Annotated in this window: 30 protein-coding genes and 2 tRNA genes; 17 read left to right on the forward strand and 15 right to left on the reverse strand. The window is 40.4% G+C overall.

The genetic code is table 11. The features are described from left to right. Nucleotides 1-90: 90 nt before the first annotated feature. Nucleotides 91-1,167, forward strand: coding sequence for an energy transducer TonB (locus KQP93_RS07900; RefSeq protein WP_217876579.1), 1,077 nt, complete (start codon nt 91-93; stop codon nt 1,165-1,167). Nucleotides 1,168-1,171: 4 nt separating this feature from the next. Here the strand turns inward: KQP93_RS07900 and KQP93_RS07905 are convergent, their stop codons facing one another. Further along, the gene (locus KQP93_RS07905) at nt 1,172-1,588 is read right to left on the reverse strand and encodes an MgtC/SapB family protein (RefSeq protein WP_209326732.1); all 417 of its coding nucleotides are present in this window, start codon (nt 1,586-1,588) and stop codon (nt 1,172-1,174) included. A 275-nt stretch (nt 1,589-1,863) separates the two neighbouring features. Between KQP93_RS07905 and KQP93_RS07910 the strand changes: the two genes are divergently transcribed. From KQP93_RS07910 to KQP93_RS07920, 3 genes are all read left to right on the forward strand, one after another. After that, nucleotides 1,864-3,309, forward strand: coding sequence for a BCCT family transporter (locus tag KQP93_RS07910; RefSeq protein ID WP_217876580.1), 1,446 nt, complete (start codon nt 1,864-1,866; stop codon nt 3,307-3,309). A 75-nt stretch (nt 3,310-3,384) separates the two neighbouring features. Further along, nucleotides 3,385-3,729 carry a hypothetical protein gene (locus KQP93_RS07915; protein WP_217876581.1) on the forward strand — a complete coding sequence of 115 codons (345 nt, stop codon included), beginning with the start codon at nt 3,385-3,387 and terminating at the stop codon, nt 3,727-3,729. Between the two features lie 52 nt (nt 3,730-3,781). After that, complete coding sequence (locus KQP93_RS07920; RefSeq protein ID WP_217876582.1) at nt 3,782-4,027, forward strand: hypothetical protein; 246 nt, start codon at nt 3,782-3,784, stop codon at nt 4,025-4,027. A 14-nt stretch (nt 4,028-4,041) separates the two neighbouring features. Here the strand turns inward: KQP93_RS07920 and fghA are convergent, their stop codons facing one another. Both fghA and KQP93_RS07930 read right to left on the reverse strand, forming a co-directional pair. Further along, nucleotides 4,042-4,878, reverse strand: a complete 837-nt coding sequence (fghA, locus tag KQP93_RS07925) for an S-formylglutathione hydrolase (RefSeq protein ID WP_217876583.1) — start codon at nt 4,876-4,878, stop codon at nt 4,042-4,044. A gap of 55 nt (nt 4,879-4,933) precedes the next feature. Further along, nucleotides 4,934-6,055 carry an S-(hydroxymethyl)glutathione dehydrogenase/class III alcohol dehydrogenase gene (locus KQP93_RS07930; protein ID WP_054561612.1) on the reverse strand — a complete coding sequence of 374 codons (1,122 nt, stop codon included), beginning with the start codon at nt 6,053-6,055 and terminating at the stop codon, nt 4,934-4,936. Nucleotides 6,056-6,165: 110 nt separating this feature from the next. On the opposite strand from KQP93_RS07930, the gene KQP93_RS07935 reads away from it, so the two are divergent. From KQP93_RS07935 to KQP93_RS07960, 6 genes are all read left to right on the forward strand, one after another. Next, complete coding sequence (locus tag KQP93_RS07935) at nt 6,166-7,047, forward strand: LysR family transcriptional regulator (protein WP_217876584.1); 882 nt, start codon at nt 6,166-6,168, stop codon at nt 7,045-7,047. 89 nt (nt 7,048-7,136) lie between these two features. Next, complete coding sequence (locus tag KQP93_RS07940) at nt 7,137-8,354, forward strand: lipoprotein-releasing ABC transporter permease subunit (protein ID WP_217876585.1); 1,218 nt, start codon at nt 7,137-7,139, stop codon at nt 8,352-8,354. Further along, nucleotides 8,347-9,045, forward strand: coding sequence for a lipoprotein-releasing ABC transporter ATP-binding protein LolD (gene lolD / locus KQP93_RS07945; protein ID WP_054551414.1), 699 nt, complete (start codon nt 8,347-8,349; stop codon nt 9,043-9,045). The genes KQP93_RS07940 and lolD overlap by 8 nt, the downstream gene beginning before the upstream one ends. Beyond that, nucleotides 9,035-10,279, forward strand: coding sequence for a lipoprotein-releasing ABC transporter permease subunit (locus KQP93_RS07950; RefSeq protein WP_217876586.1), 1,245 nt, complete (start codon nt 9,035-9,037; stop codon nt 10,277-10,279). The genes lolD and KQP93_RS07950 overlap by 11 nt, the downstream gene beginning before the upstream one ends. Before the next feature lie 9 nt (nt 10,280-10,288). Beyond that, on the forward strand, nt 10,289-10,819 hold the full coding sequence (locus tag KQP93_RS07955) for a DUF924 family protein (protein WP_217876587.1): 531 nt from the start codon (nt 10,289-10,291) through the stop codon (nt 10,817-10,819). Nucleotides 10,820-10,932: 113 nt separating this feature from the next. Then, nucleotides 10,933-11,379 carry a DUF4826 family protein gene (locus KQP93_RS07960; RefSeq protein WP_054561606.1) on the forward strand — a complete coding sequence of 149 codons (447 nt, stop codon included), beginning with the start codon at nt 10,933-10,935 and terminating at the stop codon, nt 11,377-11,379. A 68-nt stretch (nt 11,380-11,447) separates the two neighbouring features. On the opposite strand, the gene KQP93_RS07965 is transcribed toward KQP93_RS07960, so the two are convergent. The 12 genes from KQP93_RS07965 to KQP93_RS08020 form a co-directional block, all read right to left on the reverse strand. Beyond that, nucleotides 11,448-11,906 (reverse strand): GNAT family N-acetyltransferase, encoded by a 459-nt coding sequence (locus KQP93_RS07965; protein WP_217876588.1) that lies wholly within the window; start codon nt 11,904-11,906, stop codon nt 11,448-11,450. 12 nt (nt 11,907-11,918) lie between these two features. Further along, nucleotides 11,919-13,064 carry a cupin domain-containing protein gene (locus tag KQP93_RS07970; protein ID WP_217876589.1) on the reverse strand — a complete coding sequence of 382 codons (1,146 nt, stop codon included), beginning with the start codon at nt 13,062-13,064 and terminating at the stop codon, nt 11,919-11,921. Nucleotides 13,065-13,137: 73 nt separating this feature from the next. After that, a complete protein-coding gene (gene purB / locus KQP93_RS07975; RefSeq protein ID WP_217876590.1) occupies nt 13,138-14,508 on the reverse strand; it encodes an adenylosuccinate lyase in 1,371 nt (456 codons plus the stop codon). Nucleotides 14,509-14,541: 33 nt separating this feature from the next. Continuing rightward, nucleotides 14,542-15,144 carry a high frequency lysogenization protein HflD gene (gene hflD, locus KQP93_RS07980; protein WP_054561602.1) on the reverse strand — a complete coding sequence of 201 codons (603 nt, stop codon included), beginning with the start codon at nt 15,142-15,144 and terminating at the stop codon, nt 14,542-14,544. Further along, complete coding sequence (gene mnmA / locus KQP93_RS07985) at nt 15,144-16,244, reverse strand: tRNA 2-thiouridine(34) synthase MnmA (RefSeq protein WP_054551934.1); 1,101 nt, start codon at nt 16,242-16,244, stop codon at nt 15,144-15,146. Before mnmA ends, hflD begins: the two co-directional genes overlap by 1 nt. 87 nt (nt 16,245-16,331) lie before the next feature. Then, the gene (locus KQP93_RS07990) at nt 16,332-16,766 is read right to left on the reverse strand and encodes an NUDIX hydrolase (protein WP_217876591.1); all 435 of its coding nucleotides are present in this window, start codon (nt 16,764-16,766) and stop codon (nt 16,332-16,334) included. Next, nucleotides 16,759-17,406, reverse strand: a complete 648-nt coding sequence (locus KQP93_RS07995) for an rRNA large subunit pseudouridine synthase E (RefSeq protein ID WP_217876592.1) — start codon at nt 17,404-17,406, stop codon at nt 16,759-16,761. The genes KQP93_RS07990 and KQP93_RS07995 overlap by 8 nt, the downstream gene beginning before the upstream one ends. Further along, nucleotides 17,406-17,735, reverse strand: a complete 330-nt coding sequence (locus tag KQP93_RS08000; protein ID WP_135924837.1) for a TusE/DsrC/DsvC family sulfur relay protein — start codon at nt 17,733-17,735, stop codon at nt 17,406-17,408. Before KQP93_RS08000 ends, KQP93_RS07995 begins: the two co-directional genes overlap by 1 nt. A 3-nt stretch (nt 17,736-17,738) precedes the next feature. Then, complete coding sequence (locus tag KQP93_RS08005; RefSeq protein WP_217876593.1) at nt 17,739-18,005, reverse strand: DsrH/TusB family sulfur relay protein; 267 nt, start codon at nt 18,003-18,005, stop codon at nt 17,739-17,741. Further along, a complete protein-coding gene (tusC, locus tag KQP93_RS08010) occupies nt 18,002-18,358 on the reverse strand; it encodes a sulfurtransferase complex subunit TusC (RefSeq protein ID WP_217876594.1) in 357 nt (118 codons plus the stop codon). Before tusC ends, KQP93_RS08005 begins: the two co-directional genes overlap by 4 nt. Next, complete coding sequence (gene tusD, locus KQP93_RS08015; RefSeq protein ID WP_217876595.1) at nt 18,355-18,708, reverse strand: sulfurtransferase complex subunit TusD; 354 nt, start codon at nt 18,706-18,708, stop codon at nt 18,355-18,357. The genes tusC and tusD overlap by 4 nt, the downstream gene beginning before the upstream one ends. 55 nt (nt 18,709-18,763) lie before the next feature. Further along, the gene (locus KQP93_RS08020; RefSeq protein ID WP_217876596.1) at nt 18,764-19,429 is read right to left on the reverse strand and encodes a Bax inhibitor-1/YccA family protein; all 666 of its coding nucleotides are present in this window, start codon (nt 19,427-19,429) and stop codon (nt 18,764-18,766) included. Between the two features lie 258 nt (nt 19,430-19,687). Here KQP93_RS08020 and KQP93_RS08025 point away from each other — a divergent pair. The 7 genes from KQP93_RS08025 to prc all read left to right on the forward strand — a co-directional run bounded on the left by KQP93_RS08025 (nt 19,688) and on the right by prc (nt 24,037). Beyond that, nucleotides 19,688-19,778: transfer RNA gene (locus KQP93_RS08025), tRNA-Ser, on the forward strand. 41 nt (nt 19,779-19,819) lie between these two features. Then, nucleotides 19,820-19,910, forward strand: a tRNA-Ser gene (locus tag KQP93_RS08030). Nucleotides 19,911-20,062: 152 nt separating this feature from the next. After that, complete coding sequence (locus tag KQP93_RS08035) at nt 20,063-20,458, forward strand: hypothetical protein (RefSeq protein WP_217876597.1); 396 nt, start codon at nt 20,063-20,065, stop codon at nt 20,456-20,458. A gap of 125 nt (nt 20,459-20,583) precedes the next feature. Continuing rightward, on the forward strand, nt 20,584-21,045 hold the full coding sequence (locus tag KQP93_RS08040; protein WP_167657592.1) for a GAF domain-containing protein: 462 nt from the start codon (nt 20,584-20,586) through the stop codon (nt 21,043-21,045). Continuing rightward, nucleotides 21,042-21,320, forward strand: coding sequence for a hypothetical protein (locus KQP93_RS08045; protein ID WP_054561593.1), 279 nt, complete (start codon nt 21,042-21,044; stop codon nt 21,318-21,320). Before KQP93_RS08040 ends, KQP93_RS08045 begins: the two co-directional genes overlap by 4 nt. Nucleotides 21,321-21,334: 14 nt before the next feature. Next, nucleotides 21,335-21,985: an RNA chaperone ProQ gene (gene proQ / locus KQP93_RS08050; protein ID WP_055022158.1), complete on the forward strand. Its 651-nt coding sequence runs from the start codon at nt 21,335-21,337 to the stop codon at nt 21,983-21,985. Nucleotides 21,986-22,012: 27 nt separating this feature from the next. Further along, nucleotides 22,013-24,037 (forward strand): carboxy terminal-processing peptidase, encoded by a 2,025-nt coding sequence (gene prc / locus KQP93_RS08055; protein WP_217876598.1) that lies wholly within the window; start codon nt 22,013-22,015, stop codon nt 24,035-24,037. Nucleotides 24,038-24,110 lie beyond the last annotated feature (73 nt).

A 24,110-nucleotide genomic window follows, 5' to 3' on the forward strand; every position in this document is an offset into this window, starting at 1 on the left:
GTTTAAGCACATTCTTGACAGCAAGGCGCTTTTAAAGCGCCTTTTTTAGTGCTATAAATGTTCCTATCAAAGGGAATTGGAGCCATTACCATGATTAAATTCACAAAACTCGCAGCACTTTGTTCACTTATCGCATTACCAACACAGGCTTTAGCACGAGACGTCAACGACTTAGGAGTTGATGTACAGGCTGTTACATCGGCTTATATTGTTAAAAATTCAAACAAACGTTACCCGGGAAGTTACAATGGCTCTCGTTTAGAGGGGTGGGCATTAATGTCTTATGTGGTTGATACACAAGGTAAGGCAAAAGATATTGAAGTGATCATGGCATCTGATACTCGCGGTAGTGAAGAAAATGCAGAGAAATACTTAACCAACTTGGAGTTTGCACCCGCCACAAAAGAAGGCAAAACCGTAGAAGGGGGTTACCTGTTTTCATTTGAAGTAGGTAAGTATTTTAATGGTTACTCGAATGATAAAGCGAGCCGTGGTTTTATTAATGAATACGATGAAATCGATAAAATGCTGCAAGCGAAAGAATTCAAAAAAGCTGAGCAAGCATTGGCTGAGTTATACAAAGATCATACTAAAAACACTTCTGAGCAGGCATTATTTGCATGGTTGAAAAGTCAATATTATTACCATCAACAACAATGGTTTGGCTTTGATGAGCAGTTATCTGTAGCCTATTTACTGCGAACTAAGTTGCCAACAGATATACAATATTTAGTCGCTAAAAGCGCTCTACAATGGTACAGCTTTAAGGGCGATTTTAATCTTGCTTACAATGCTATTTATGCGTTAGATAATATCGAAGGAAAAGAGTTTTCAGAAGAAAACAAACTTGCCACCATCAAGCAAATTGATGACCTATTGGCGCGCACACCGCAGATTAATTCACAAATTACTGTTTCAAAAGATAAGCTGTCATATTTATCTTTATCTCGCGGTTCTATCAAAATTGAAGGCGCGAGCGATGTGTCTAAATTACAGATCCGCTGTGCAGATCAAGTCATTGACCTTGAAGCGAGTGAATCGGTTAATTATGTCATTGATGAGCAAAGCAGGCGCTGCGGTTTATTAGTTAAATCTGCAAAATCAGCTGAGATAAAAGTAAAACAAACTGGCTATGCGATTGTTAACTCAAAATATAACGCCAGCTAATTGTTTACTTTAAACGCTTTACATATCTTAACGTTACGAAATTAATCAATGCCATTAAAAAGGCGATTTCGTAGCGACTAAATGCCACAGCAATGCCAATAAGTCCCATGTTCCAAATACTGGCTGCTGTGGCTGTTCCATAAGTAGAATTTTTGTTCTTCAAAATGGCACCACCGCCAATAAAGCCAATACCCGTGATAATCCCTTCGAGTACTTTTGATTCTGCCTCTGAACTTGTTAATACAGACATGCCCACTAATGCATAACCACATGATGCAACGGCGACTAATGGAAATGTTCGAAGACCTGCACCATTACTGGTTTTTTCTCGATCAAAAGCCATAGGAAGGGCAAGTAAATAGGCAATACCTAAGTGAATTAAATTATCGAGAATTTCATGCCAATCAAAATTAAAGTCCATGCTTTGCTCCTTGCTATCTAGATTATGATAGCGTTGCAATTTCAATACCCGATCAACAAATTAAATAAAATGAGGAAACTAGGGACATGTAGCCGGGTTTTTAAATGTATGCCTTGCTATAATTTGCGATTTTTACGCAGTGCTATGTCATTTTTTCAGCCTTTTGGCTGTTTGAATTTCAGCGATGCTAACAGTATGCTAAACACGCTGACTAAATAGGCCTCACATTGAAACATTCCATCTCCTCCCTAGAAAAGACCGCGCTAGCACTGTGTATGTTTGGTGCACTGATTGCTGTGATTTTGCCTGATGTTATCACTGAGCAAGTTCAGCCGTTTGTACAAATGCTGTTAAGATGGACAGGTAGCAGTTTTTTCTTATTGGTGAACTTTTTATTGTTTGCCATCATTATTTTAGCTATTAGCCCACTCGGTAGCCGAAAAGTGGGTGGCGAGCACGCTGTTGTCGAGTATTCAAATTTTGGCTGGTTTGCCATGTTGTTTGCAGCGGGAATGGGCTCAGGCTTGGTTTTTTGGGGCGTAGCTGAGCCTGCATTACATTCTCTCGACCCACCACTTAAACAAAGCTTATACCCAGATAGACTAGCTAGTAGTCTCGCTTTAACCTTGGTTAACTGGGGCGCCCATGCTTGGTCGCTTTATGCCGTATTTGCCCTAGTGCTTGGGGGGTTAACGCAATACAGTGGTAAGTCAGGAGACATTTGTGCCCCTGTTTTAACGGCGCTTGGTCACCGCTTTGATAAGTCTGCAAAATTTACTGTGTCGTTTATTGTGAAGTTAATTGCGGTAATCGCTATTTTTTTTGGTGTGGTCGGCACCATAGCAAACTCGACTTTATTGATCAGTAAAGGCGTAGAAATAGAGTTGGGGGTTACTTCTACTGTATTAGTGGGGTCATTAATCGTTTGTTTGTTAGCAGTTATTTATTCGCTGTCGGTTAAATTTGGATTACGACGCGGGGTACAGTCACTGAGTATATTCAATGTGGTCTTGGCCTTTACTTTACTAACCTGGTTATTAACTGTTGTGCCGATTGCGCCCATTATTAAAATTGCATTAGATGGGACCGGCTACTATTTACAGTTACTTGCGACCGGCACTTGGCAATTTGATAGCCAGTTAAAAACGCCGGACTGGGCTACTCATTGGACATATAACTATTACTTTTGGTGGTTAGCGTGGGGGCCATTTGTTGGTGTGTTCCTAGCTAAAATTAGCCAGGGGCGTAAAGTTTGGCAATTTATTTTGGCGGTTGTGTGTATTCCAACTTTAGTGACTATTATTTGGTTTGCGACCTTTTCGGGGGCTGCAATTGAATGGGATAGACTTAATCAAGCAGGCATTTTAGTCGCAATAAAACATGATTACAGCCAAGGCTTATTTGTATTTTTTAATCAACTAGACTGGCAAGGAACGGTGTTTATTTGGACCAGCTTATTACTACTGTTGATATTTGTTGCTACATCCGCTGACTCTGCAATTTTAGTCATAAGAGAGCTGGTTGGCTCTGGGCAAAATAACCGCGTAACTCTTTACGCATGGTGTTTAGCATTATTCATATGTAGCTTTGCATTATTACTGCTACAAGATGAGCCATTAAATCGTAGCGTTGCAATTTTAGGTGCTTTACCTTTCTTGTTAATATTCCTCTTACAGTTAGCTGGGTTTTTAAAAGAATTTATTCGCGATATTTGTGATTAATCTACAGTTTTTTACAGTTAAAGTACGCGTTTGTTATTATGCTTAGAAAATAAGCTTAAGTGTATTGGAGGACCGATGCTTAAATCTCTGTATCTTATACTTTCTGTTAGTTTACTCAGTGGTTGTACTGCAATTGGCCTAGTTGCAGATGGAATTGGCGGGCGAGCTAGCCAAGCACAGCCTGCAAGCGCCTATGCAGATAAAAAAGATAATGACCGAGTTAACTATGGTATGACCATGACGATGCTAGGTTACGAAATCGACAAAGCGATTATTGAAGGCCTAGAGAATGGTAGCAAAGACAAAGACGTTGAGCTTAAATGTCGTCAAATAAGTCGCGCAATAAAAGAATGTGTTGAAGTTCAAGCTGAGCCGAAAAAAAGACCCACATTAATGGATAGTTTTAACAATGAAGATTAACTTTTCAAAACTTGTTATTTGCTTAGTTAGCTACCAATTGGTGGGGTGTACAGTGGCGGGGTCAATAGTAGATGGCTATGCAAAAAACTCACAACCAACAAACCTTGCAACTACAAATGCAAATCAAACTAACAGCACAGTAACGGACTCTGAAGGCTTTTCATTTGCAAAGTTAGGCTTTGAAATTGATAGCGCTGTAATTGGTTTACTCAAACCAAAAGAGGAAGAACCGCAATTAGTTTGCAGGCAAATCACCAGCAGTATTAAAGAGTGTGAGGAAGTTAAGCCCTCACACTAAAAATGTGATATTAATTACAGATACTTTTGATGAAACATTAGGTGTTCGTCAATAAAGCTGCTGATAAAGAAGTAACTATGATCATAACCCGCGTGCATGTTAATTTCGGCTGGGTAATCTTTCTCGTTTACGACAGCAAATAAGTTCTCAGTTTTGAGTTGCTCAGTTAAGAAGTTATCGGCCTCACCTTGATCAATACGCATTGGTAAATAATCTTCAGAGACGGCTTTTTTCATTAATTCACAGCTGTCGTATTCAAGCCAACTTGCTTTATCACTACCTAGGTAATTACTAAATGCTTTTTCACCCCAAGGGCAATTAATCGGGTTCACAATCGGGCTAAAAGCACTGGCACTGACGTATTGTTTAGGGTTTTTAAGTGCAATCATCAATGCGCCGTGACCACCCATAGAATGACCAGCAATGGCTTTTTTAGTCGTCACAGGGAAGTGTGCTTCGATAAGTGCAGGTAACTCAGTAACAACATAGTCGTACATATTGTAGTGCACATTGTAAGGTGCTTGAGTCGCATTGACATAAAAGCCAGCACCTTGACCAAAGTCGTAGTTTTCATCGTCAGGAACATTTTCACCGCGCGGGCTAGTATCTGGAGCGACAATCGCAATACCCAGTTCAGCCGCTTTTTTAAATGCCCCGGCTTTTTGCATAAAGTTTTCATCAGTACAGGTTAAACCTGACAACCAATACATCACTGGCACTTTGTTCGTTTCGCTGGCACCTGGCGGTAAAAAAATCGCAAAGCGCATAGCACAATGTGTGCTGCTAGCTTGGTGGGTATATTGTTTATGCCAGCCACCGCTGACTTTTGTTGAGCTTATGTTTTCTAGCATAACCAAATCCTTGAAACATAGGCGCTAGGTATCAACCTAGCGCCAAATTAAAAGATTAATAATGAATAACTGAACGGATGCTCTTACCTTCGTGCATTAAGTCGAAAGCTTCATTGATATCTTCAAGTTTCATGGTGTGTGTGATGAAATCGTTTAACGCAAACTCACCATTCATATAGCGCTCAACAATCTCTGGTAATTCAGAGCGACCTTTAACGCCACCAAATGCACTACCGCGCCATACACGACCTGTTACTAATTGGAATGGACGAGTAGAGATCTCTTGGCCTGCACCTGCAACACCAATAATTACTGATTCACCCCAACCTTTGTGACAACACTCAAGAGCAGAGCGCATTACATTAACGTTACCGATACATTCAAATGAGAAATCAACACCACCGTCAGTCATTTCAACGATAACTTCTTGGATTGGTTTGTCGAAGTCATTTGGATTGATTAAATCAGTTGCACCTAGTTTAGTAGCAAGATCAAACTTACTAGTGTTGATATCAACACCAATGATACGGCCAGCGCCCGCCATTTTTGCACCGATAATCGCCGATAAACCGATACCACCTAAGCCAAAAATAGCCACTGTATCGCCTTTTTGAACTTTTGCTGTTTTAGTAACAGCACCCATGCCGGTTGTTACACCACAACCAAGTAAACAAATTTCTTCAAGAGGCGCTTCTTTGCTTACTTTAGCAAGAGAAATCTCTGGTAATACAGTGTACTCAGAGAAGGTAGAGCAACCCATATAGTGATAAATTGGTTGACCATCTTTATAGAAGCGCGTTGTGCCATCAGGCATTAAACCTTTACCTTGCGTTTCACGTACCGCAGAGCATAAGTTTGTTTTGCCCGATTTACACATCTTACACTCGCCACATTCAGCAGTGTAAAGAGGAATAACATGATCGCCTACTTCAACATGTGTTACACCTTCACCTACGGCTTCAACAATACCGCCACCTTCATGGCCAAGGATTGCTGGGAAAATACCTTCAGGGTCTTCACCAGATAAAGTAAATGCATCGGTATGACAAACACCTGTAGCAACAATCTTTACAAGCACTTCGCCTTTTTTAGGCATCATTACATCCACTTCTTCAATTGATAGTGGTTGATTTGGACCCCAAGCGATAGCCGCTTTTGATTTGATAAAATCAGTCATAACGTTCCCTTATAGTTGTTGGAAGTAAGTATTAAACTTAGTCTATTTTATTTGTTTCTCAATGAATGATAATCTTCGTTTTATTAAAACACTTTTACAGTATGGTAATAATGAATCGTTGGCACGGAATTGATGAGTTTTTAGCGGTAGCAGAAACAGGCAGTTTCACAAAAGCAAGTAAACTACTGGGTATGTCAGTGGCCCATGTAAGCCGGTATGTGAGTCAATTAGAAGAGCGTTTAAACACCCAATTGCTAACCCGAACAACCCGTAAAGTGGTGCTAACGCAAGAAGGGCAGGTGTTTGCGCATCAAACAAAGCAATTACAGCATGCCATGGATGATGCCACGGCACTGCTTGCAGAGCAGCAACTGACACCCAAAGGTAGTATAAAACTAACAGCCCCTGTGATGTACGGTGAAAGTTTCATCATGCCTGCGGTACATTCGTTTATGCAAAAGCACCCAGATATTGAAGTGATTAGCCATTTAAGCAATGAGCAAGTCAATCTATTAGAAGATGGGTATGATCTCGCTATTCGCCTTGGTCATTTAAAAGATTCATCTTTAAAAGCACGGCGCATTAGTCAGCGCAGGCTTGTTATTTGTTGTAGCCCTGAATATATCAATAAATTCGGCCAACCACACAGTGTGAGTGAATTACATCAGCACAATTGCCTGATTGGTAATAACAGTTACTGGCGGGTAAAAGAGCAGGGCCAAGACAAGCACATTAAAGTGGCAGGGCGTTTGGCATGTAACAGTGGCTGGGCATTGGTTGACGCTGCAATAAAAGGGTTAGGCATCGTGCAACTACCAGATTACTATGTCAATGAACACCTAGCCAATGGCAGGTTGAGTGCTGTACTTTCGAATGTTGCACCGGCACCTGAAGGTGTATGGGGGGTGTATCCACCAAGGCAGTTTATCGCAACCAATGTAAAAGCATTACTTGACCATTTGGTTGCTACTGTTCAAGTATCAGATTTATAATTATTTTTTACAATTTCGCGCATCCCATGCAAGCTAAATCTATGCTAACATGAGCGCATATTTAGCCCTTGGAATACCTATAATTCATTATGTTTCAACCTGTTAGCCTTTTTATAGGGCTGAGATATAGTCGCTCCTCAAAGGGCAATGCTTTTATCTCATTTATTTCATTTTTCTCTATCGCGGGCATTGCTATTGGCTTAATGGCCTTGTTTACAGTCAGTTCAGTAATGAATGGCTTTGAAAATAACCTTAAAACCAACATGCTAGGTTTAATTCCCCATATTGAAGTATCAGCCGAAGATAATTCGAAAGAAACCATGCTGCAGTTAAAGCAGCAACTAGCAAATTCTCAAGATGTTAAACAAGTTAACCTATACCGCCATGGCGAAGCCATTTTACAAACTAACCAAGATTTGCACGGCGTATTGTTACAAGGCCTTTATGATGAAGGAAGCTCCATCTATAACGTAAAAGATAAAATTGTTGCTGGCAATTGGTCACAAGTGATGGATAGCAACTATCACATTGCGATTAGCCGCTATTTGAGCAGAAAATTGGGTATTTCGCTTGGGGATAAAGTACGGGTGATCATGCCTAATGCCAGTTCGTATACTCCCCTTGGTCGAGTACCGAGTCAGCGCTTGTTTACCGTTGCTGCACTGTATGAAACACAGTCAGAAATTGATATGTCATTGGCATTTACCAGTGGCTATTCGTTAGGCAGAGTTTTAAAACTAGCAAAATCAGCAGCACCCAATTTGAGTGTGTCGCTGTATGAACCATTTGCTGTTGAGCAAGTATTGCAATCTCAGATAGCTATTTTACAAGATTATACAGTGACTGATTGGCGAGCTAGCCAAGGCACATTATTTGCCGCTGTGGCAATGGAAAAGCGCATTATGTCGATGTTACTTGGCTTAATCGTGCTCGTTGCAGTGTTTAATATTGTTTCAGCATTAACCATGATGGTCAGTGAGAAGCAAAGTGAAGTCGCTATTTTACAAACACTGGGTTTGACTCCGTTACAAGTGCAGCATGTGTTTATGATCCAAGGCTTATATAACGGTCTTATCGGTACCAGCATTGGTGCGTTACTTGGTGTGCTATTAAGTAGCAACATTAATGAATTATTGAATATGTTAGGCATCAATTTATTAGCGGGTGTGAGTCTACCTGTTAAATTTGATGTTATGAGTTTGAGTCTAATTGCTGCAGGGAGTATTGCGATGAGCTTTTTAGCTACCTTGTATCCTGCCAGAAAAGCTGCAAAAGTGAATCCAGCAGAGGTATTACGTTATGAGTGATTTAGTTATCAATTGTCAGCAGCTAAATAAAGTCTATCAAGATGGCGATAACGAGGTTGCGGTATTAAAAGGGGTTGATTTAGCACTTAAACAAGGCGAAATGTTAGCTGTTGTAGGGAGCTCTGGCTCTGGTAAAAGTACCTTATTACACATATTAGGCACCTTAGATAACGAAAGCTCAGGCAAGGTTGAAATTAAAGGTCAGCAGGTTTCTAAATTAAATCGAAAACAACAAGCCAGTTTCCGAAATGAAAATTTGGGTTTTATTTATCAATTCCACCATCTATTAATGGAATTTACTGCCATTGAAAATGTTGCTATGCCACTTTTAATAAAAGGTTTAAGCGCAAAAGCGGCAACTGAGAAAGCCCGTAACATGCTAGATAAAGTTGGGTTATCTCATCGTAGTGAACATAAACCTTCAGCGTTATCAGGTGGTGAGAGGCAGCGGGTTGCAATAGCACGCGCATTAGTAACTGAGCCTGCTTTAGTGCTTGCCGATGAACCAACCGGTAACCTAGATAAACAAAACGCTATTAAGATTTACGATTTAATTAAAGAGTTAAATACTAGCTTAAAAACCAGTTTTGTTGTGGTAACCCATGATTTAGAACTTGCAGATAAACTAGGCAAAATTGCCTATTTAGATGATGGTAAGCTTGCAATTAAAGAGTCTCAGCATGTTGCTTAGTGCCTTTATTTCAAAACGATTTCGTGCCCATAGTGGCCAAAAAGACGGACAAAACGGTTTTGTTAGTTTTATCGCTAAAGCATCAACAATCGGCATACTTTTAGGTGTTGCTGTGCTAATTGTTGCTTTATCAGTGATTAATGGCTTTGAGCAGCAGCTAGTGCATCGGCTTTTATCGGTTGTACCTCAGGTTGAATATGTTGCCCCTAACAAACCCATCAATAATTGGCAGTCAAAAGTTGCTCTATTGCGCTCTCAAGCAGGTGTTACAGGTGCTGCGCCATTTATTAGTGTTAACGGCATGGCACAATATAAAAGCGAGCTAAAAGCGGTTGAAGTGCGTGGTGTTAGCCCCGAATTTGAAAACCAAGTGTCGGCATTAAACCAATTCACAGAAGGGCGCTTAGTTAGTCAGTTACAACAAGAAGATGTACTGTTAGGGCAGCAAATAGTCAACCGATTAGGTCTTAAAATTGGTGACCCAGTTACCTTATTAATCCCACAGATAAACCAGCAAAGTAACACGTTACTTGCCCCAAAACGGGTGAGCTTGAATCTTGCGGGTATTATAAAAATGGGTGGCCCAATTGATGAAACGGCGGCTTTCATTCGCCTTGATAAAGCACAAAGTGTGCTGAGTTTTGAGCAAAACCAAGTAACCGGATTACGATTACAAGTAGCAGATGTATTTGCGGCCCATCAAACGGCGATGCGTGTGGGGCAAGTTATACCTGATTATGTCTATGTCTCGAGTTGGTTTAGAACCCAGGGTAGCTTATATCAAGATATTCAAATGGTTCGTACTATTGTGTATATCGTGGTGTTTTTAATAATTGCTGTAGCGAGTTTTAATATTGTTTCGTCATTAGTGATGGAAGTACGTGAAAAACAGGCAAATATCGCAATTTTAAAAACCATGGGCGCACAAGATAGCACTATTTTAGCAACCTTTGTGATGCAAGGTTTTACACAAGCTTTAATTGGCGTGATCTTAGGCACTGTTATCGGCGTAATGCTTGCGTTAAACATCAGTGAACTGTTCACTTGGGCAAGTAACTTATTTGGCGATAACCCGTTAAAAGGGGTTTATTTTATAGAGTTTTTACCCAGTAAATTAGTTTGGCAAGATATCGTTATCACGGTGATTGTTACTTTTGTTCTCGCTATTTTGGCAACATTATACCCTGCATGGCAAGCAACCCGAGTCGATCCTGCAAAAGTACTGGGTAATTAAGGAGTGTTTATGGATAAGCAAAGGATTATCGATTTTTGGTTTGAGGAATTAGGACCAGATGCTTGGTATCAGCAATCAGATGAAGTTGATGCCTTAATTACAGGTGAGTTTTCAGAATGCCTTTTGCAGGTTATAGCTGGCGAGCATGCTGACTGGCGTGTTGACGCCCTAGGATCTGTAGCTGAAATAATCGTGTTAGATCAGTTTTCACGCAATATTTACCGTAATACGGTGAAAGCGTTTAGCCAAGACCCACAAGCGCTAAGCTTAGCGCAAAGAGCAATTGAATTAGGTTTTGATAAAAAATTACCTAGCTCTCAAGCTGTGTTTATTTATATGCCGTTTATGCACAGTGAATCGAAAGTGATTCATCAACAAGCTGAGCAATTGTTTAAAGGCATGAGTAATTATGAATTTGAACTAAAACACAAAGCGATTATTGATAGGTTTGGTCGGTACCCACATCGCAATAAAGTTTTAGGTCGCGAATCAACAGCTGAAGAGCTGCAATTTTTAACAGAGGCTAACTCTTCTTTCTGAGTTGACTGAATAGTACGCAAGTAAATTAAAATGCTCTTTGATTGCCCGTAAACACTTGCACAGCGCCATTTTAAACCTTAAAGTGTCAGAAATGTTGTAAAAGAGTAACCACCATGGAACAAAAACAAGCAAGACCATTAACACCAGAAGAACAAGCCGAAGCGCAAAAACAAAGTGTTATTTGGCAAAGAGAATGTTTCCAAAATGCACAAAAGCATTTAGCTGAAAAAGGCGTTATTCCGCAAACTGTTGTAGAAAAAGAAAGCCGTTTTATTGCGCCTTTAGTAGCTATTTGGAAATTTAAAGCACAAAACGGTAAGAGCTATTGGGTGATCACCGGTCGTTTACCTACCGATCACGCTGAAGCAAGTGCAGCAAACAATGCACGTGAAGTATTACGTTACTTCTCTATGCAGTGGCAAATGAAAGCTGATCAGCTGATGCAGTCAGGTGCGGTAGATAAAACTAAAGTTGATTTTGCTAACCTGTTAATCAACCGTGCTCATGGCTTATATGAGCTATTTGAAAAAGAAGAAATGTGGCAAAACGAGCCAGCATAACTAACTCTGAATACTTTCTAATAAAAAAGCTGAATAATGTTATTCAGCTTTTTTATTTAACATATACCTTAGTGCACCAAAGTGAATGGCCGCGTATCAAATTGCTTAATAGGGCAGAGCATTCGTTGCCTTGGAATACCTGCCTCCATAAATACTAAACCATCAGCCGAAAAGCCATTTCGTTTAAATCTATCTACTTCGTTCAATATGCAATTAATGCTGACGCAATCACAGCCTTGCTTTTCAGCCATGCCTACTAAGTAATTCAATAATGATTTGTAAACCGAACGGTTACGGTGTTCAGGTAAAACAGCAATTCGGCCAATGAGGCCATCATTACATAAACGCCCAGTAGCAACTGGGCATTTACACTCGTCGGTCACGAGTACGTGATGTGCTGTTTTATCTAAATGATCAAACTCTATGTGTTTAGGAATATGTAGTTCGCATACAAATACTCGCTCTCGGATCTGTTGTAAGAGTTCCTTGTCGATACTCCATTCAACTTCATCTATTTGATAGCTCATAAACACACGCTCCTAACAAAACCAAATACCCTCATTTAAAAGTGTAGTAAAGGTTTTCAAGAAAATGTGATTATTTTTTGAACTATTTATATCAGCAGAGGTCAAGCAGGTTTGATCGGTGAGCTTTGTTATTAATTCAAGGTCAGTTAAATCATGCATATAATTAACACCATTTATACTTAAAAGTATTTTATTGTCAATTACTTGATAAATAGCACGGGTACCACCTAAACGCTCAAAAACAACGTCTTCATCATTAAGTAAGTCATTTACGTCATCTAAAGTATATGGCTCCTCTAAAGGCGCTAAATCCATGTCATGTTTTGGCTGACTCATACTGTTACCAAGCCAAGTCTTGAATACTGCGTCATCATTAATCGCTGCAATCATAAGTTGCTTTACTTTTTCTGCTTCAGTTTGGTTAAGTTCACCTTTAGATGAACGTAACTTAAGCTCTGCATCACCGTATCGCTGATTACCAAGCTCAGTATCGATGAGGTGATCGGCAAATTGAGAGAGTAAATCACGTTGATTTGGCGCTCTAAAACCTACAGAATAATTAAGTGCATTTTCAACTGCGTAACCTTCATGTGGGCAACCCGGTGGAATATAGAGAATATCTCCCGGCTCTAACACACAGTCGATCACGGCAGGAAATTGCTCAACTTGTAACAAGCTCTTATTTTGTGCAAATTGCTTTAAGTTCGCATCAGGTAAACCAACTCGCCAGTGGCGTTTTCCTTCACCTTGAATAATAAACACGTCGTATTGATCTAAATGCGGGCCCACGCCACCACCTGGGGTAGAGTAGCTGATCATCAAGTCATCAATACGCCAGTTGGGAATAAATCGAAAAGGCTCCAGTAGTTGCGCTGCATCGCTATGCCAATGGTCAACTGCCTGCACGAGTAATGTTGAGTGCTTTTCAGTTAGCAAGCTAAAGTCTTCAAATGGACCATGGTATGCTTGCCAATCATTTGAGTGGTTGGTCACAATACGTGATTCAATGCTTTCTTCCATGGCTAGACCGGCCAATTCTTCTGGCTCAATAGGATCAGCAAAATCCTTGAAGCCTTGCTTAATAAGTAATGGTTTTTTCTGCCAATACTCAGCTAAAAATTGCTCTTGGGTTAATGAATTGATGGTTAATTGATACATAACATGACCTAAGCGAATTGATATAAAAAAAGCGAAAGGAAGGCCTTTCGCTTTTTTAAGTCTTAATTTGAATTTAAGCTAAGTTGTCGATGAACTCAACAGCACGACCAATGTAATTAGCCGGTGTTAATTTTTTCATTTCTACTTTTGCTTCTTCAGGTAACTCAAGACCATCGATGAAATCAGCCATGATTTCTTGGTTTACGCGCTTACCACGAGTAAGGTCTTTAAGTTTTTCATATGGCTTTTCGATACCATATTTACGCATTACTGTTTGGATTGGCTCTGCTAGTAATTCCCAGTTTTGGTCTAGCTCTTCTAGTAGACGCGCTTCGTTTACTTCAAGCTTGCTAACACCTTTTAATGTCGCTTGGTAAGCGATAAGTGTGTAACCCATACCAACACCTAGGTTACGTAACACTGTTGAGTCAGTTAAGTCACGTTGCCAGCGAGAAACAGGTAGTTTTTGCGCCAGATGAGTAAAGATAGCGTTAGCAATACCTAAGTTACCTTCAGAGTTTTCAAAGTCAATCGGGTTTACTTTGTGAGGCATAGTTGATGAGCCAATCTCACCTGCGATTGTTTTCTGTTTGAAGTGGTTAAGTGCAATGTAACCCCAAACGTCACGGTCAAAATCAAGTAATACAGTGTTGAAACGTGCAACTGCATCGAATAACTCTGCAATGTAATCGTGTGGCTCGATTTGTGTTGTGAACGGGTTGAATGTTAAACCTAGGCTCGTTACGAACTGCTCAGCGTGGCTGTGCCAATCGTAATCTGGGTATGCACTCAGGTGAGCATTGTAGTTACCTACAGCGCCGTTGATTTTACCTAACATTTCTACGTTAGCAATTTGGTCACGTTGACGCTTTAAGCGCATGTAGACGTTTGCAAACTCTTTACCCATTGTAGAAGGAGTAGCTGGTTGACCGTGGGTACGTGTCATCATCGCAACTGACTTGTACTCAACTGCTTTTTCTTTTAATGCATTTAGAAGTTGGTCGCAGTATGGAAGTAATACTTTGTCACGCGCTTCGGTAAGCATTAAACCGTGAGACAGGTTGTTGATGTCTTCTGAAGTACATGCAAAGTGAATGAATTCGTTAACTGCGTTAAGCTCTGCGTTATCAGCTACTTTTTCTTTAAGTAGGTATTCAACGGCTTTTACGTCATGGTTAGTTGTGCGCTCGATCTCTTTAACGCGTGCGGCATCCGCTTCGCTAAAGTTATCAACAATGGCATTAAGTAAAGCATTAGCCTCGTCGCTAAATGCCGGTACTTCTGCGATTGCGCTTGCTGCAGACAAAGCTTGTAACCAACGAACTTCAACAGTTACACGGTATTTGATTAAACCAAATTCGCTGAAAATGCTGCGTAGTTCCGTGGTCTTGCTGCCATAGCGACCATCTACCGGAGAGATAGCGGTTAACGCTGAAAGCTCCATAATGACTCCTAAATTGTCTAGTTTGAACGATAATTAAATTGATTGTTTAGCAATGGCGAGGATTTTTCTTTTTGCAAAGAAAAAGTGACGGCGTTTACCGCCCATTTGTCGCCATAACACGGCACTACGAATTCCGGCCAATAATAGGGCACGAATTTTGTTTTGCGTGAGCTGCTGTTTTAATAACTCTGGCTTGCCATACACTTGAATACGATGCCCAAGGGGGCTTAGCACCGACGAGTAAATATCAGCAAGCGCTGCTACTACAGTATCATCTGTGATAGCAAAATGGTCGAGGCGACGTTTAACATCATCAATGCGACGACCTAATTCATTTAAACTGTTTTGTTTTGAGCTTAATGCGCGTTCTAATTGCATTAAACCACCTACATACTTCACGATTTCAACGTCTTTGTCTGCGCCGGCAGAAAGCTGTGCAATTAAAATGCGATAGCCTTCACGTAAGTTATGTTTACCCTGATACACGTCTTCAGGGCTATTTGGTGATGTTTCGACAATACAGTTTAGTAATTTTTCTAATTCGTGGTCGCTACCTTGGCCATATTGCGCAACTTTTTGTACTTGTTTAGCAACTTGACACATGGCAGCTAAAGCCATGACTTGGTGCTCTGTCATTATTTGATCACCGAATCAATAATACCACCACCTAAACACACTTCGTCAGCGTAGAATACGGCTGATTGGCCCGGTGTCACTGCTTTTTGTGGCTCATCAAATAGTACGCGTGCCATACCATCTTCACCAACAAGTAAAGTACAGCTGATATCTTCTTGGCGATAACGAGTTTTAACAGTACAGCGTGTGGTCCCTTTAGGGCCTTCGCGGTCAACCCAGTGAAGCTGGTTTGCATTTAAACCATTGCTGTAAAGGCGAGGGTGATCTTTACCTTGACCAACCACTAATACGTTACGATCAACGTCTTTATCAACTACATACCAAGGTTCACCCGAACCTTCTTTCATGCCACCAATTAATAGACCTTTACGTTGACCAAGTGTGTGGTACATTAAGCCTTCGTGCTCACCCACTTCGTTGCCATCGGTATCTTCAATTTTACCTGGCTGTGCTGGTAAGAATTTTTGTAAGAAGTCTTTAAATTTACGCTCACCAATAAAACAGATACCGGTACTGTCTTTTTTATCGTGAGTGATTAAGTCTTGCTCTTCAGCGATGCGGCGTACTTCAGGCTTAGCAATATCGCCAACAGGGAAAAGTGTTTGCGCAATATGCTCATGGCTTAGAGTGTATAAGAAATAGCTTTGATCTTTGTTGTCATCAAGGCCACGACACATTACAAATTTATCACCGCGCTTTTCACGGCGAACATAGTGGCCAGTAGCGATGTAATCAGCACCAAGTGCTTGTGCTGCAAATTCTAAAAATGCTTTGAATTTGATTTCCTTATTACACATGATGTCTGGGTTTGGTGTACGACCTGCTTTATACTCTGCTAAAAAGTATTCAAACACGTTGTCCCAGTATTCGGCTGCAAAATTTACAGTATGAAGCTCAATACCTAGTTTGTCGCACACTGCTTGTGCGTCTTTTAGGTCTTCAGCTGCAGCGCAATATTCATCATTATCGTCTTCTTCCCAGTTTTTCATGAACAGGCCTTCAACTTGATAGCCTTGTTGCTTTAATAAATACGCTGATACAGAAGAATCCACACCGCCGGACATGCCTACGATGACTTTAATGTGACTATTTTCGCTCATAATATTCGCTGTCATTTTTTAACTGCTATGGAAAGGCTGGCATTATAGCATGCTTTTAGACGCCCAAACCAGCCAAAATCACAGCGGTTATTGGTAAATCAAACTAAGTGGGTAGGCTTTACCAGCTAAATGATCTTCAATGCATTTTAAAACCAAAGGGCTTCTCAGCGGCATGCTTTTAATTTGTTCAAGGCTAAACCAATCTGCACTTAAAATGTCATTATCTTGGGGTGATGTTTTAACGGGTTCAGGGCAATTAAAAGCAAAACTAAAACGCATATAGTGGACACCATTCGCGGCATGTAAATTATAGATACCAACAAGATGACTAGCACTAAGACTAATACCTGTTTCTTCAATAAGTTCGCGATGAGCTGCTTCAGCTAAAGTTTCATTGGCTTCCAAATGACCCGCAGGCTGGTTATAGCAAATATCACCTGTGTGTTTATCGCGCTCTTTGACAAGTAAAAATTTGTCTAGGCATGTGACGATGGCGGCCACTGTGACATTTGGTTTATGCATCTGGGTTGTTCACTACTTTAAATTGACCACTGTTTAAGCCATCAAGATTATAGTTACCAATGCTGTAACGAATTAAGCGCAAAGTAGGGAAGCCAACATGCGCTGTCATACGGCGAACTTGGCGATTACGCCCTTCGGTGATAGAGATTTCTAACCAGCTAGTTGGTATGTTTTTACGCTCGCGAACGGGCGGGGTACGAGGCCAAATTGACGGCTCGTCAATACGCCTAACTTTGGCAGGCTTGGTCATGCCATCTTTAAGCTCTACACCTTTGTTAAGTGCAAAGATAGCCTGATCAGTAACATCACCTTCTACTTGCACCCAATAAGTTTTAGCTGTTTTTTTATTGGGTTCAGTGAGCGTATGTTGTAATTTACCGCAGTTGGTAAGGAGCAAAAGTCCTTCGCTATCTCTGTCTAGGCGTCCTGCTGCATACACGTCTTTAATAGTAATAAAGTCGGCAAGCGTTTTGCGGTTTTGGTCATCGGTAAATTGGCAAAGCACATCAAATGGTTTGTTAAATAGCACCACTTTGCGCTGCTCAGGGCTAATTGCTTTTTTAATTTGGCGTTTTTGAGTCGGCCTTGAATAAGTACGACCGCTACTGCGACGTGGTTTACTATTGGCTTTATTAACCATTAAATACACCTAGCCGGTTTAGGTAAACCTGCAATTTTAGTTGCTTGCTTTGCTGGGCCTTTAGGGAATAGCTTATACAAGTACATGCTATTACCTTTTTCTTCACCTAGCTTTTGGGCCATTGCTTTGACCAGCATACGAATTGCAGGGCTGGTGTTGTACTCTAGATAAAAATCACGCACAAAATGCACAACTTCCCAGTGCTGCTCACTTAAGGTAATGTTCTCTTGCTCTGCAATAATAGGTGCAAGCTCTTCACACCAATCATTTGAATCAAGTAAATAGCCTTGTTTGTCTGTTTCTATCTGTTTGTTATTAAATTCAAGCATGGTTTACCAAGTAATCGTGTTTTTTGCGTTTAAAGTCATTTCTACAAACTGCGCATAGTTTATTGCGATATCGCCTTGATTAAATGAAATATCACGTGCCACAGCATCTTCTTCAAGTAAATGAATTGCTGAAGAGAACTGCTTAAACTGCCTATTGTTATAGCAAGCGTCACTAACAAGTAGCACTGTATCTTGTGAAGAAATTAAATTTGCCAACATATTATTGCAATAGTGAGCTAAGGGTTTTGAAAAAATATGCAAGGTACTCATAACGTCACCACCTGATGCTGTTGGCTAATTAAGTCTCGCTGTTGCTCAAAGCTAGCTACTTTAACATCGATAATCAGACTATCTTCTGAAAGGTTAAAATCCATCAACGACTTTTCACATACATATATGTTTTCAACATCGTATAACTCAAGGGTTTTAATGGTTTTAAAATAGTTTTTAATGCCAAGTTGCTCTGGCTGTTGATTTTTTTTCAAAGCTAAAACAGCCTCACCACTTAGAAGCCAACTAATGTTTTGTTCAATTGCGGCAAAAATCAGTGTCGTGTCGAGTGATTCACGAATATGTTGATCATCAAATGGGCTATGTTGGCTTATTACTAAAATGTTTTTCATTTAAATTGCACCCATTTATCCGCTTCACTGACAAGCATCGCAAATTCAGCGAGTCCAGCAACGCTAAACACGCCTGTGTTATCGATATCTAAGCCACGCTTTTCAGCAGCAGTGACACATAGCAGTAGAGGGATCGCTTGCTCACTTAACGACTGCCACAAACGATTAATTGGAAGCTCGTCACTGGCAAGTTCTAAATGTTGGCTGGCATGAAAAACACCTGCTTGGTATAAAAAAACAGCTGAAATAGTGTGACCTGACTCAATGCATGCCTGTGAAAATTTAATCAGACGTTGTGTAGTATCGTGGTCAGTCGGCGCGGTATGAAGAGAAAGTACAAATTGTGCCAAAACGCATCCAATAAAAAAGCCCCTAGAAAGGGGCTATTTTAACAGAACTATTTAATTAGTCATCACTTGCACCAAGTAGGTGAAGAAGAGACGTAAATAAGTTATATACGTTCAGGTATAAAGCAACTGTTGCACGGATGTAATTAGTCTCGCCGCCATTAACAATACGGCTAGTATCAAATAAGATTAAACCAGACATAATTAGCACAACTGCAGCATTAATGACCATAAAGGTAATTGAGCTGCCGATAAATAAATTAACTAGGCTTGCAATAATAACCACGATTAAACCCACAGTTAAAAAGCCGCCCATAAATGAGAAGTCTTTTTTAGTGGTAAGTGCATAAGCCGACAAACCAAAGAAGATTAACGCAGTAGAGCCTAACGCTTGCATGATAAGCATAGGGCCATTTGGCATTGCAGCGTAGTAGTTAAGCATTGGACCAAGTCCTGCGCCCATCAAACCTGTGAAAACAAATACCCAAGCAACACCTGATGCACTGTCTGCTTTTTTGTTAACAACAAAAAGCACACCGAATGCAATCAAACTGAATACTAACCCCATAAAATAAGGTAGATTCATTGCCATTGATATACCTGCTGTTACTGCGCTAAATGCCAGTGTCATCGCCAGTAGGAAATAGGTATTCTTTAAAACTTTATTGGTTTCAATAGTCGACATTACTGGTCTTGCAGTATTGTACGATTGATTAAACGCCATTGTTAGAGCTCCTTTAAATGAACTAGTATGTTCTTTAGTTCCAATTATTAAACTGAACTAAGCCTATCAAGAGTTATATATTTGGGCAATCTATTGTGGATCAATAGACAAGATAAATAATAGAAAAGTTCAAATCGATTATATTTTGACTTTAATTGTGTTAATGCTGAACGATTTAGTTGTTTTTTAATCACTTAAACAGTTTTTTGAAAAAAAAGCTTCACAAGCACGGCCGCTTTATCTATTATGCACGCCGTCGGAGAGATGGCAGAGTGGTCGAATGCACCGGTCTTGAAAACCGGCAGGGGTTTGTAGCCCCTCTAGGGTTCAAATCCCTATCTCTCCACCATTATTTTTACTACTGGCGTAAGCGGGTAGGTTTTCGCATTCGGAGAGATGGCAGAGTGGTCGAATGCACCGGTCTTGAAAACCGGCAGGGGTTTGTAGCCCCTCTAGGGTTCAAATCCCTATCTCTCCACCATCATTGAAGCCGCTGAATTTATTCAGCGGCTTTTTTGTTTCTTGAGCTTTTCATTTGTTCTGCAAATTACGACTATTGTCGATATTTCGCATTTTAACTAGTTAGTCCATGCTTAACACTTCTCGTATTATCTTTGTGACATTAGGGAATTTATGAAACATCGTTTAGCAAAGAGTGTAGGACTTTCTTTATTATCGCCTGTGATCATTGGTTGTATCTTAGGCCTTTATTATGCGTTTACACTTGAAGGAAATAGTTTAAGCATTTTCTTTAACTTATTTGTTAGCGCCATCGCCAATGCCCACATTGTAGGCCTTACTATGGCTGCGTTTGTGGTGCCTGGTTATTTACTTATGTATAAGTATGCAAAGGTCAATTATTCAGGTGTTTTGACACTAGGCTTACTCGGTGGTGCTATTTTTAGCTACTTACTTAGCGCTACAACAGGTATGGCTTTTGTAGTCAATGCAGTGATGTCTGCATTGGCAGCAGGACTGTTTTTATTTGGTTTAAGACAGGGCCTTACAACACAATCTTCTCATCAATAGCAGAATATTTAATCAAGCTGACTGAAATTGAGGGCAAAATGTTTTTTTTTGCCCTTAAAAGGTTTCATTTGTCGTCTACAAAGAGTACCTTTAGCTACTGTATGTTTAATAAGAAGTAGTTTGGTATGCAAAAGCAAGATTTTTACCAGTCATTAGTTAAACAAACTGAATCGCTAATCACTGGTGAATCAAATATTATTGCCAACATGGCAAATATTAGTGCGCTGTTATTTACCTCTTTAGAGGATGTCAATTGGGCGGGCTTTTATTTAATGGATTCACCTGAAGAATTAGTGCTAGGGCCGTTTCAAGGTAATCCTGCATGTATCCGTATTCCAGTAGGTAAAGGGGTATGTGGAACTGCCGCGCAAACACAACAAACACAACTCATTGAAGACGTGCATGCATTTGCCGGTCACATTGCCTGTGATGCTGCATCTAACTCTGAAGTTGTTGTGCCGATTTTCAAAGACGGTAAAGTATTTGCTGTACTTGATATCGACAGCCCAAGCATTGCGCGATTCGATGCTGATGATCAAGCTGGTTTAGAAGCATTGGTAAAATGCTTTGAGGCAAATCTAAAATGAAAGATCTGCTAAATGTGCAAGATTACCTCTTTGCAATCCAAGATGTTGGTGATTGGGAAGGGGAAGAAGAAGTTGTTGCCGAAAGGCTCAACGACTTGATTCACATGGCATGGGAACGTCTACCGGATGACCTTGACTGTGAATCAATTGATGAAATTATAAATGGTATTTGGGAACACCTTCGAGGTGATTTAGCGCTTATTGAAGCGGACTTCGAAGAGTTGACCGACTGGGTAACACACTATGTCGATTCATCACTTGATGAAAAGATGTAATAAAAGGTTCTAACATGGAAACCACAAACAAGCTAAAAGATATTAATGAAGTACTGGATTTCTTATACCAAGAATTTCCAAAATGTTTTAAACAAAAAGACGGTATTCAGCCGCTTAAAGTAGGTATTTTTAAAGATATCGCTGAGCGTATTGAAGGTTCTGAGAAAGTAAGTAAAACTCAGGTTCGTCAAGCACTAAGAAAGTACACCTCAAACTGGCGCTATTTAGAAGCTGTAACTAAGTCTGAGTTCCGTATCGATCTTGATGGTAATCAAGACGAAAAAGTAGAACAAGAGCACATTGAGCACGCACAAAAAGCGTTAGAAGAAAGCCGTGCTAAAATGGCGAAGCGTAAGAAACCACAACGTCCACGCAAAGACGGTGACACAAAATCTTACAAAAAGAATAGTGGCCACCACGCTAAATCTGGCGAAAAAGGCGCTAAAGTAAATAATAAGCCTGCTAAAGCTGCTCCTGCAAAACGTTCAGGAAAAGTTGAACCTTTACCTGCCTCAGAGGTCAAGGTTAATAGCAAAGTTAAAGTTAAACTTGGCCAAGCACTTGTAAACGCGGTTATTACTGAAGTGAATAAAGACGAAGTTCACGTTGAGTTAGTAACAGGGATGCAAGTTAAGACCAAAGCAGACAGCCTGTATATCATTTAATAGCTGTAAAAAATAAAGGAGTTGTGTATGAGTAAAAAGTTTACGCTCATTCCGTTAGTCGCTGCCCTGTTTTCAGGTTCATTATTGGCATCTTCAGACAATCTGACTGAAAAAGACCTGCCAGTACTCAAGCAAGAAAGCCAACATAGTACGGCAAGCAAACGGGTGACAAACTTATTTACTCGTGCACACTACAAGCCAATTAAATTTAACGATGAATTATCTGAGAAGGTTTTTGATCGTTACATTGAATCTCTCGACTACAATAAAAATGTGTTTTTAGCGTCTGACATTGCCTCGTTTGAGCAATATAAAGACCAATTTGATAATGCATTGTCGACAGGTAAATTGGGATTTGCCTTTGATATTTTTAACTTAAGTTTAAAACGTCGTTTTGAACGCTATGACTATTCTTTATCGTTACTTGAAAGCGAAATGAAGTTTGATAAAGAAGATGAGTATCTGTTTGATCGCGAAGACGCTAATTGGGCAACAAGCCAAGCTGAGCTTGATGAACTTTGGCGTCAGCGCGTTAAATACGATGCTTTACGATTAAAAATGACTGGTAAAGATTGGCAAGGCATTAAAGAAGTCTTGACCAAACGTTACCACAACGCGCAAAAGCGTTTAGTACAAACGAACAGTGAAGATGCTTTTCAAATCGTGATGAACTCATTCGCACGAAGCATTGAAGCGCATACCTCTTATTTATCACCTCGTCGCGCTGAGCAATTCAAGATGGACATGGATCTTGAATTAGAAGGTATTGGTGCGGTGCTTAGTTATGACGAAGATTACACGGTAATCCGTAGCTTAGTACCTGGCGGCCCGGCTGATAAGTCTGAACAAATCAAAGCAGATGACCGTATTATTGGTGTTGCTCAAGAAGGTGAAGACTTTGTTGATGTGATTGGCTGGCGTTTAGATGACGTAGTTGATCTGATCAAAGGCCCGAAAGGGACAAAAGTTCGTCTGCAATATCTAAAAGGGGCAGATGCTCACGGTACTCCAAAAGTGGTTGAAATCACGCGTGATAAAATTCGCTTAGAAGACCGCGCTGCAAAATCTGAAGTATTTGAAGCGAAATACTCAGACTTAACCAGCAAAATTGGTGTGATTGAAATCCCTGGTTTCTATAACAATTTATCGCAAGACGTTAAAGTTGAAATTGCTAAACTCAAAGAAGCTAAAGTAGACGGCATTATCATCGATCTACGTCAAAACGGCGGCGGTTCACTTTACGAAGCAACGCAGCTTTCTGGTTTATTTATCGATCAAGGCCCAGTTGTACAAATTCATACGCTAAATAATCGTATTGAAGAGCAAAAAGATCGTGACGGTGTCACTTTTTATGATGGCCCACTCACTGTGTTAGTTGATCGCTACAGTGCGTCAGCCTCAGAGATTTTTGCAGCTGCAATGCAAGATTACGGCCGTGCTATTGTCATTGGTGAGCAAACCTTTGGTAAGGGTACTGTACAGCAGCACAAACCACTTGGCCGTGCTTATGATTTATACGACCACCCATTAGGTAGCGTGCAATATACAATCGCTAAGTTCTACCGAATTAACGGTGGAAGCACACAGCATAAAGGCGTGATCCCAGATGTTTCATTCCCGTCGGCAATTGAGCCATCAGAGTGGGGCGAGAGTCAACAAGACAACGCACTACCTTGGGATAGCATCATTCGTGCTAAGTACAACTCGGTTGATAATCTAAAACCAGCGATTGCTTACGTTAATAAGCTTCATGATGCGCGTATTGTAGATGAGCCTGAGTTTAGTTATGTGTTTGCTGACATTAAGCGATACCAAGAAGAGAAAGACCGTAAGACTATCTCATTGGTTGAAGCCACGCGTATAAAAGAGAAAGATGAAGGTGAAGAGCGTGCGTTAGAACGTGCTAATGAACGACTTGTTCGCCTTGGTGAAAAGCCAGTAGAGAAGCTTGATGATTTACCTGATAGCCTTGACGAGCTAGACCCTTTCTTAGAAGAAGCGGCATTAATCACCCAAGATTATATAAAATATGGTCGTATCGCTAAGAAATAATTAGCAATATCGATTAACAAAAAGGCGCTTAAGCGCCTTTTTTGCTACCTAAAACAGGTCAGATTGGTATAAT

This window comes from Pseudoalteromonas shioyasakiensis, assembly GCF_019134595.1.
Lineage (GTDB): Bacteria > Pseudomonadota > Gammaproteobacteria > Enterobacterales > Alteromonadaceae > Pseudoalteromonas > Pseudoalteromonas shioyasakiensis_A.

Coding starts and splice junctions, on each gene's coding strand:
- KQP93_RS08040 (WP_167657592.1), top strand. CDS start 20,584: ATGCAAAAGCAAGATTTTTACCAGTCATTAGTTAAACAAACTGAATCG.
- KQP93_RS07990 (WP_217876591.1), bottom strand. CDS start 16,766: ATGCATAAACCAAATGTCACAGTGGCCGCCATCGTCACATGCCTAGAC.
- KQP93_RS07960 (WP_054561606.1), top strand. CDS start 10,933: ATGGAACAAAAACAAGCAAGACCATTAACACCAGAAGAACAAGCCGAA.
- KQP93_RS08045 (WP_054561593.1), top strand. CDS start 21,042: ATGAAAGATCTGCTAAATGTGCAAGATTACCTCTTTGCAATCCAAGAT.
- tusC (WP_217876594.1), bottom strand. CDS start 18,358: ATGAAAAACATTTTAGTAATAAGCCAACATAGCCCATTTGATGATCAA.
- mnmA (WP_054551934.1), bottom strand. CDS start 16,244: ATGAGCGAAAATAGTCACATTAAAGTCATCGTAGGCATGTCCGGCGGT.
- prc (WP_217876598.1), top strand. CDS start 22,013: ATGAGTAAAAAGTTTACGCTCATTCCGTTAGTCGCTGCCCTGTTTTCA.
- KQP93_RS07935 (WP_217876584.1), top strand. CDS start 6,166: ATGAATCGTTGGCACGGAATTGATGAGTTTTTAGCGGTAGCAGAAACA.
- KQP93_RS08035 (WP_217876597.1), top strand. CDS start 20,063: ATGAAACATCGTTTAGCAAAGAGTGTAGGACTTTCTTTATTATCGCCT.
- KQP93_RS08005 (WP_217876593.1), bottom strand. CDS start 18,005: ATGAGTACCTTGCATATTTTTTCAAAACCCTTAGCTCACTATTGCAAT.
- KQP93_RS07930 (WP_054561612.1), bottom strand. CDS start 6,055: ATGACTGATTTTATCAAATCAAAAGCGGCTATCGCTTGGGGTCCAAAT.
- purB (WP_217876590.1), bottom strand. CDS start 14,508: ATGGAGCTTTCAGCGTTAACCGCTATCTCTCCGGTAGATGGTCGCTAT.
- hflD (WP_054561602.1), bottom strand. CDS start 15,144: ATGACAGAGCACCAAGTCATGGCTTTAGCTGCCATGTGTCAAGTTGCT.
- proQ (WP_055022158.1), top strand. CDS start 21,335: ATGGAAACCACAAACAAGCTAAAAGATATTAATGAAGTACTGGATTTC.
- KQP93_RS07900 (WP_217876579.1), top strand. CDS start 91: ATGATTAAATTCACAAAACTCGCAGCACTTTGTTCACTTATCGCATTA.
- KQP93_RS07965 (WP_217876588.1), bottom strand. CDS start 11,906: ATGAGCTATCAAATAGATGAAGTTGAATGGAGTATCGACAAGGAACTC.
- KQP93_RS07950 (WP_217876586.1), top strand. CDS start 9,035: ATGTTGCTTAGTGCCTTTATTTCAAAACGATTTCGTGCCCATAGTGGC.
- KQP93_RS07940 (WP_217876585.1), top strand. CDS start 7,137: ATGTTTCAACCTGTTAGCCTTTTTATAGGGCTGAGATATAGTCGCTCC.
- KQP93_RS07955 (WP_217876587.1), top strand. CDS start 10,289: ATGGATAAGCAAAGGATTATCGATTTTTGGTTTGAGGAATTAGGACCA.
- KQP93_RS08000 (WP_135924837.1), bottom strand. CDS start 17,735: ATGCTTGAATTTAATAACAAACAGATAGAAACAGACAAACAAGGCTAT.
- KQP93_RS07970 (WP_217876589.1), bottom strand. CDS start 13,064: ATGTATCAATTAACCATCAATTCATTAACCCAAGAGCAATTTTTAGCT.
- KQP93_RS08020 (WP_217876596.1), bottom strand. CDS start 19,429: ATGGCGTTTAATCAATCGTACAATACTGCAAGACCAGTAATGTCGACT.
- fghA (WP_217876583.1), bottom strand. CDS start 4,878: ATGCTAGAAAACATAAGCTCAACAAAAGTCAGCGGTGGCTGGCATAAA.
- KQP93_RS07915 (WP_217876581.1), top strand. CDS start 3,385: ATGCTTAAATCTCTGTATCTTATACTTTCTGTTAGTTTACTCAGTGGT.
- KQP93_RS07910 (WP_217876580.1), top strand. CDS start 1,864: ATGTTTGGTGCACTGATTGCTGTGATTTTGCCTGATGTTATCACTGAG.
- lolD (WP_054551414.1), top strand. CDS start 8,347: ATGAGTGATTTAGTTATCAATTGTCAGCAGCTAAATAAAGTCTATCAA.
- KQP93_RS07995 (WP_217876592.1), bottom strand. CDS start 17,406: ATGGTTAATAAAGCCAATAGTAAACCACGTCGCAGTAGCGGTCGTACT.
- KQP93_RS07905 (WP_209326732.1), bottom strand. CDS start 1,588: ATGGACTTTAATTTTGATTGGCATGAAATTCTCGATAATTTAATTCAC.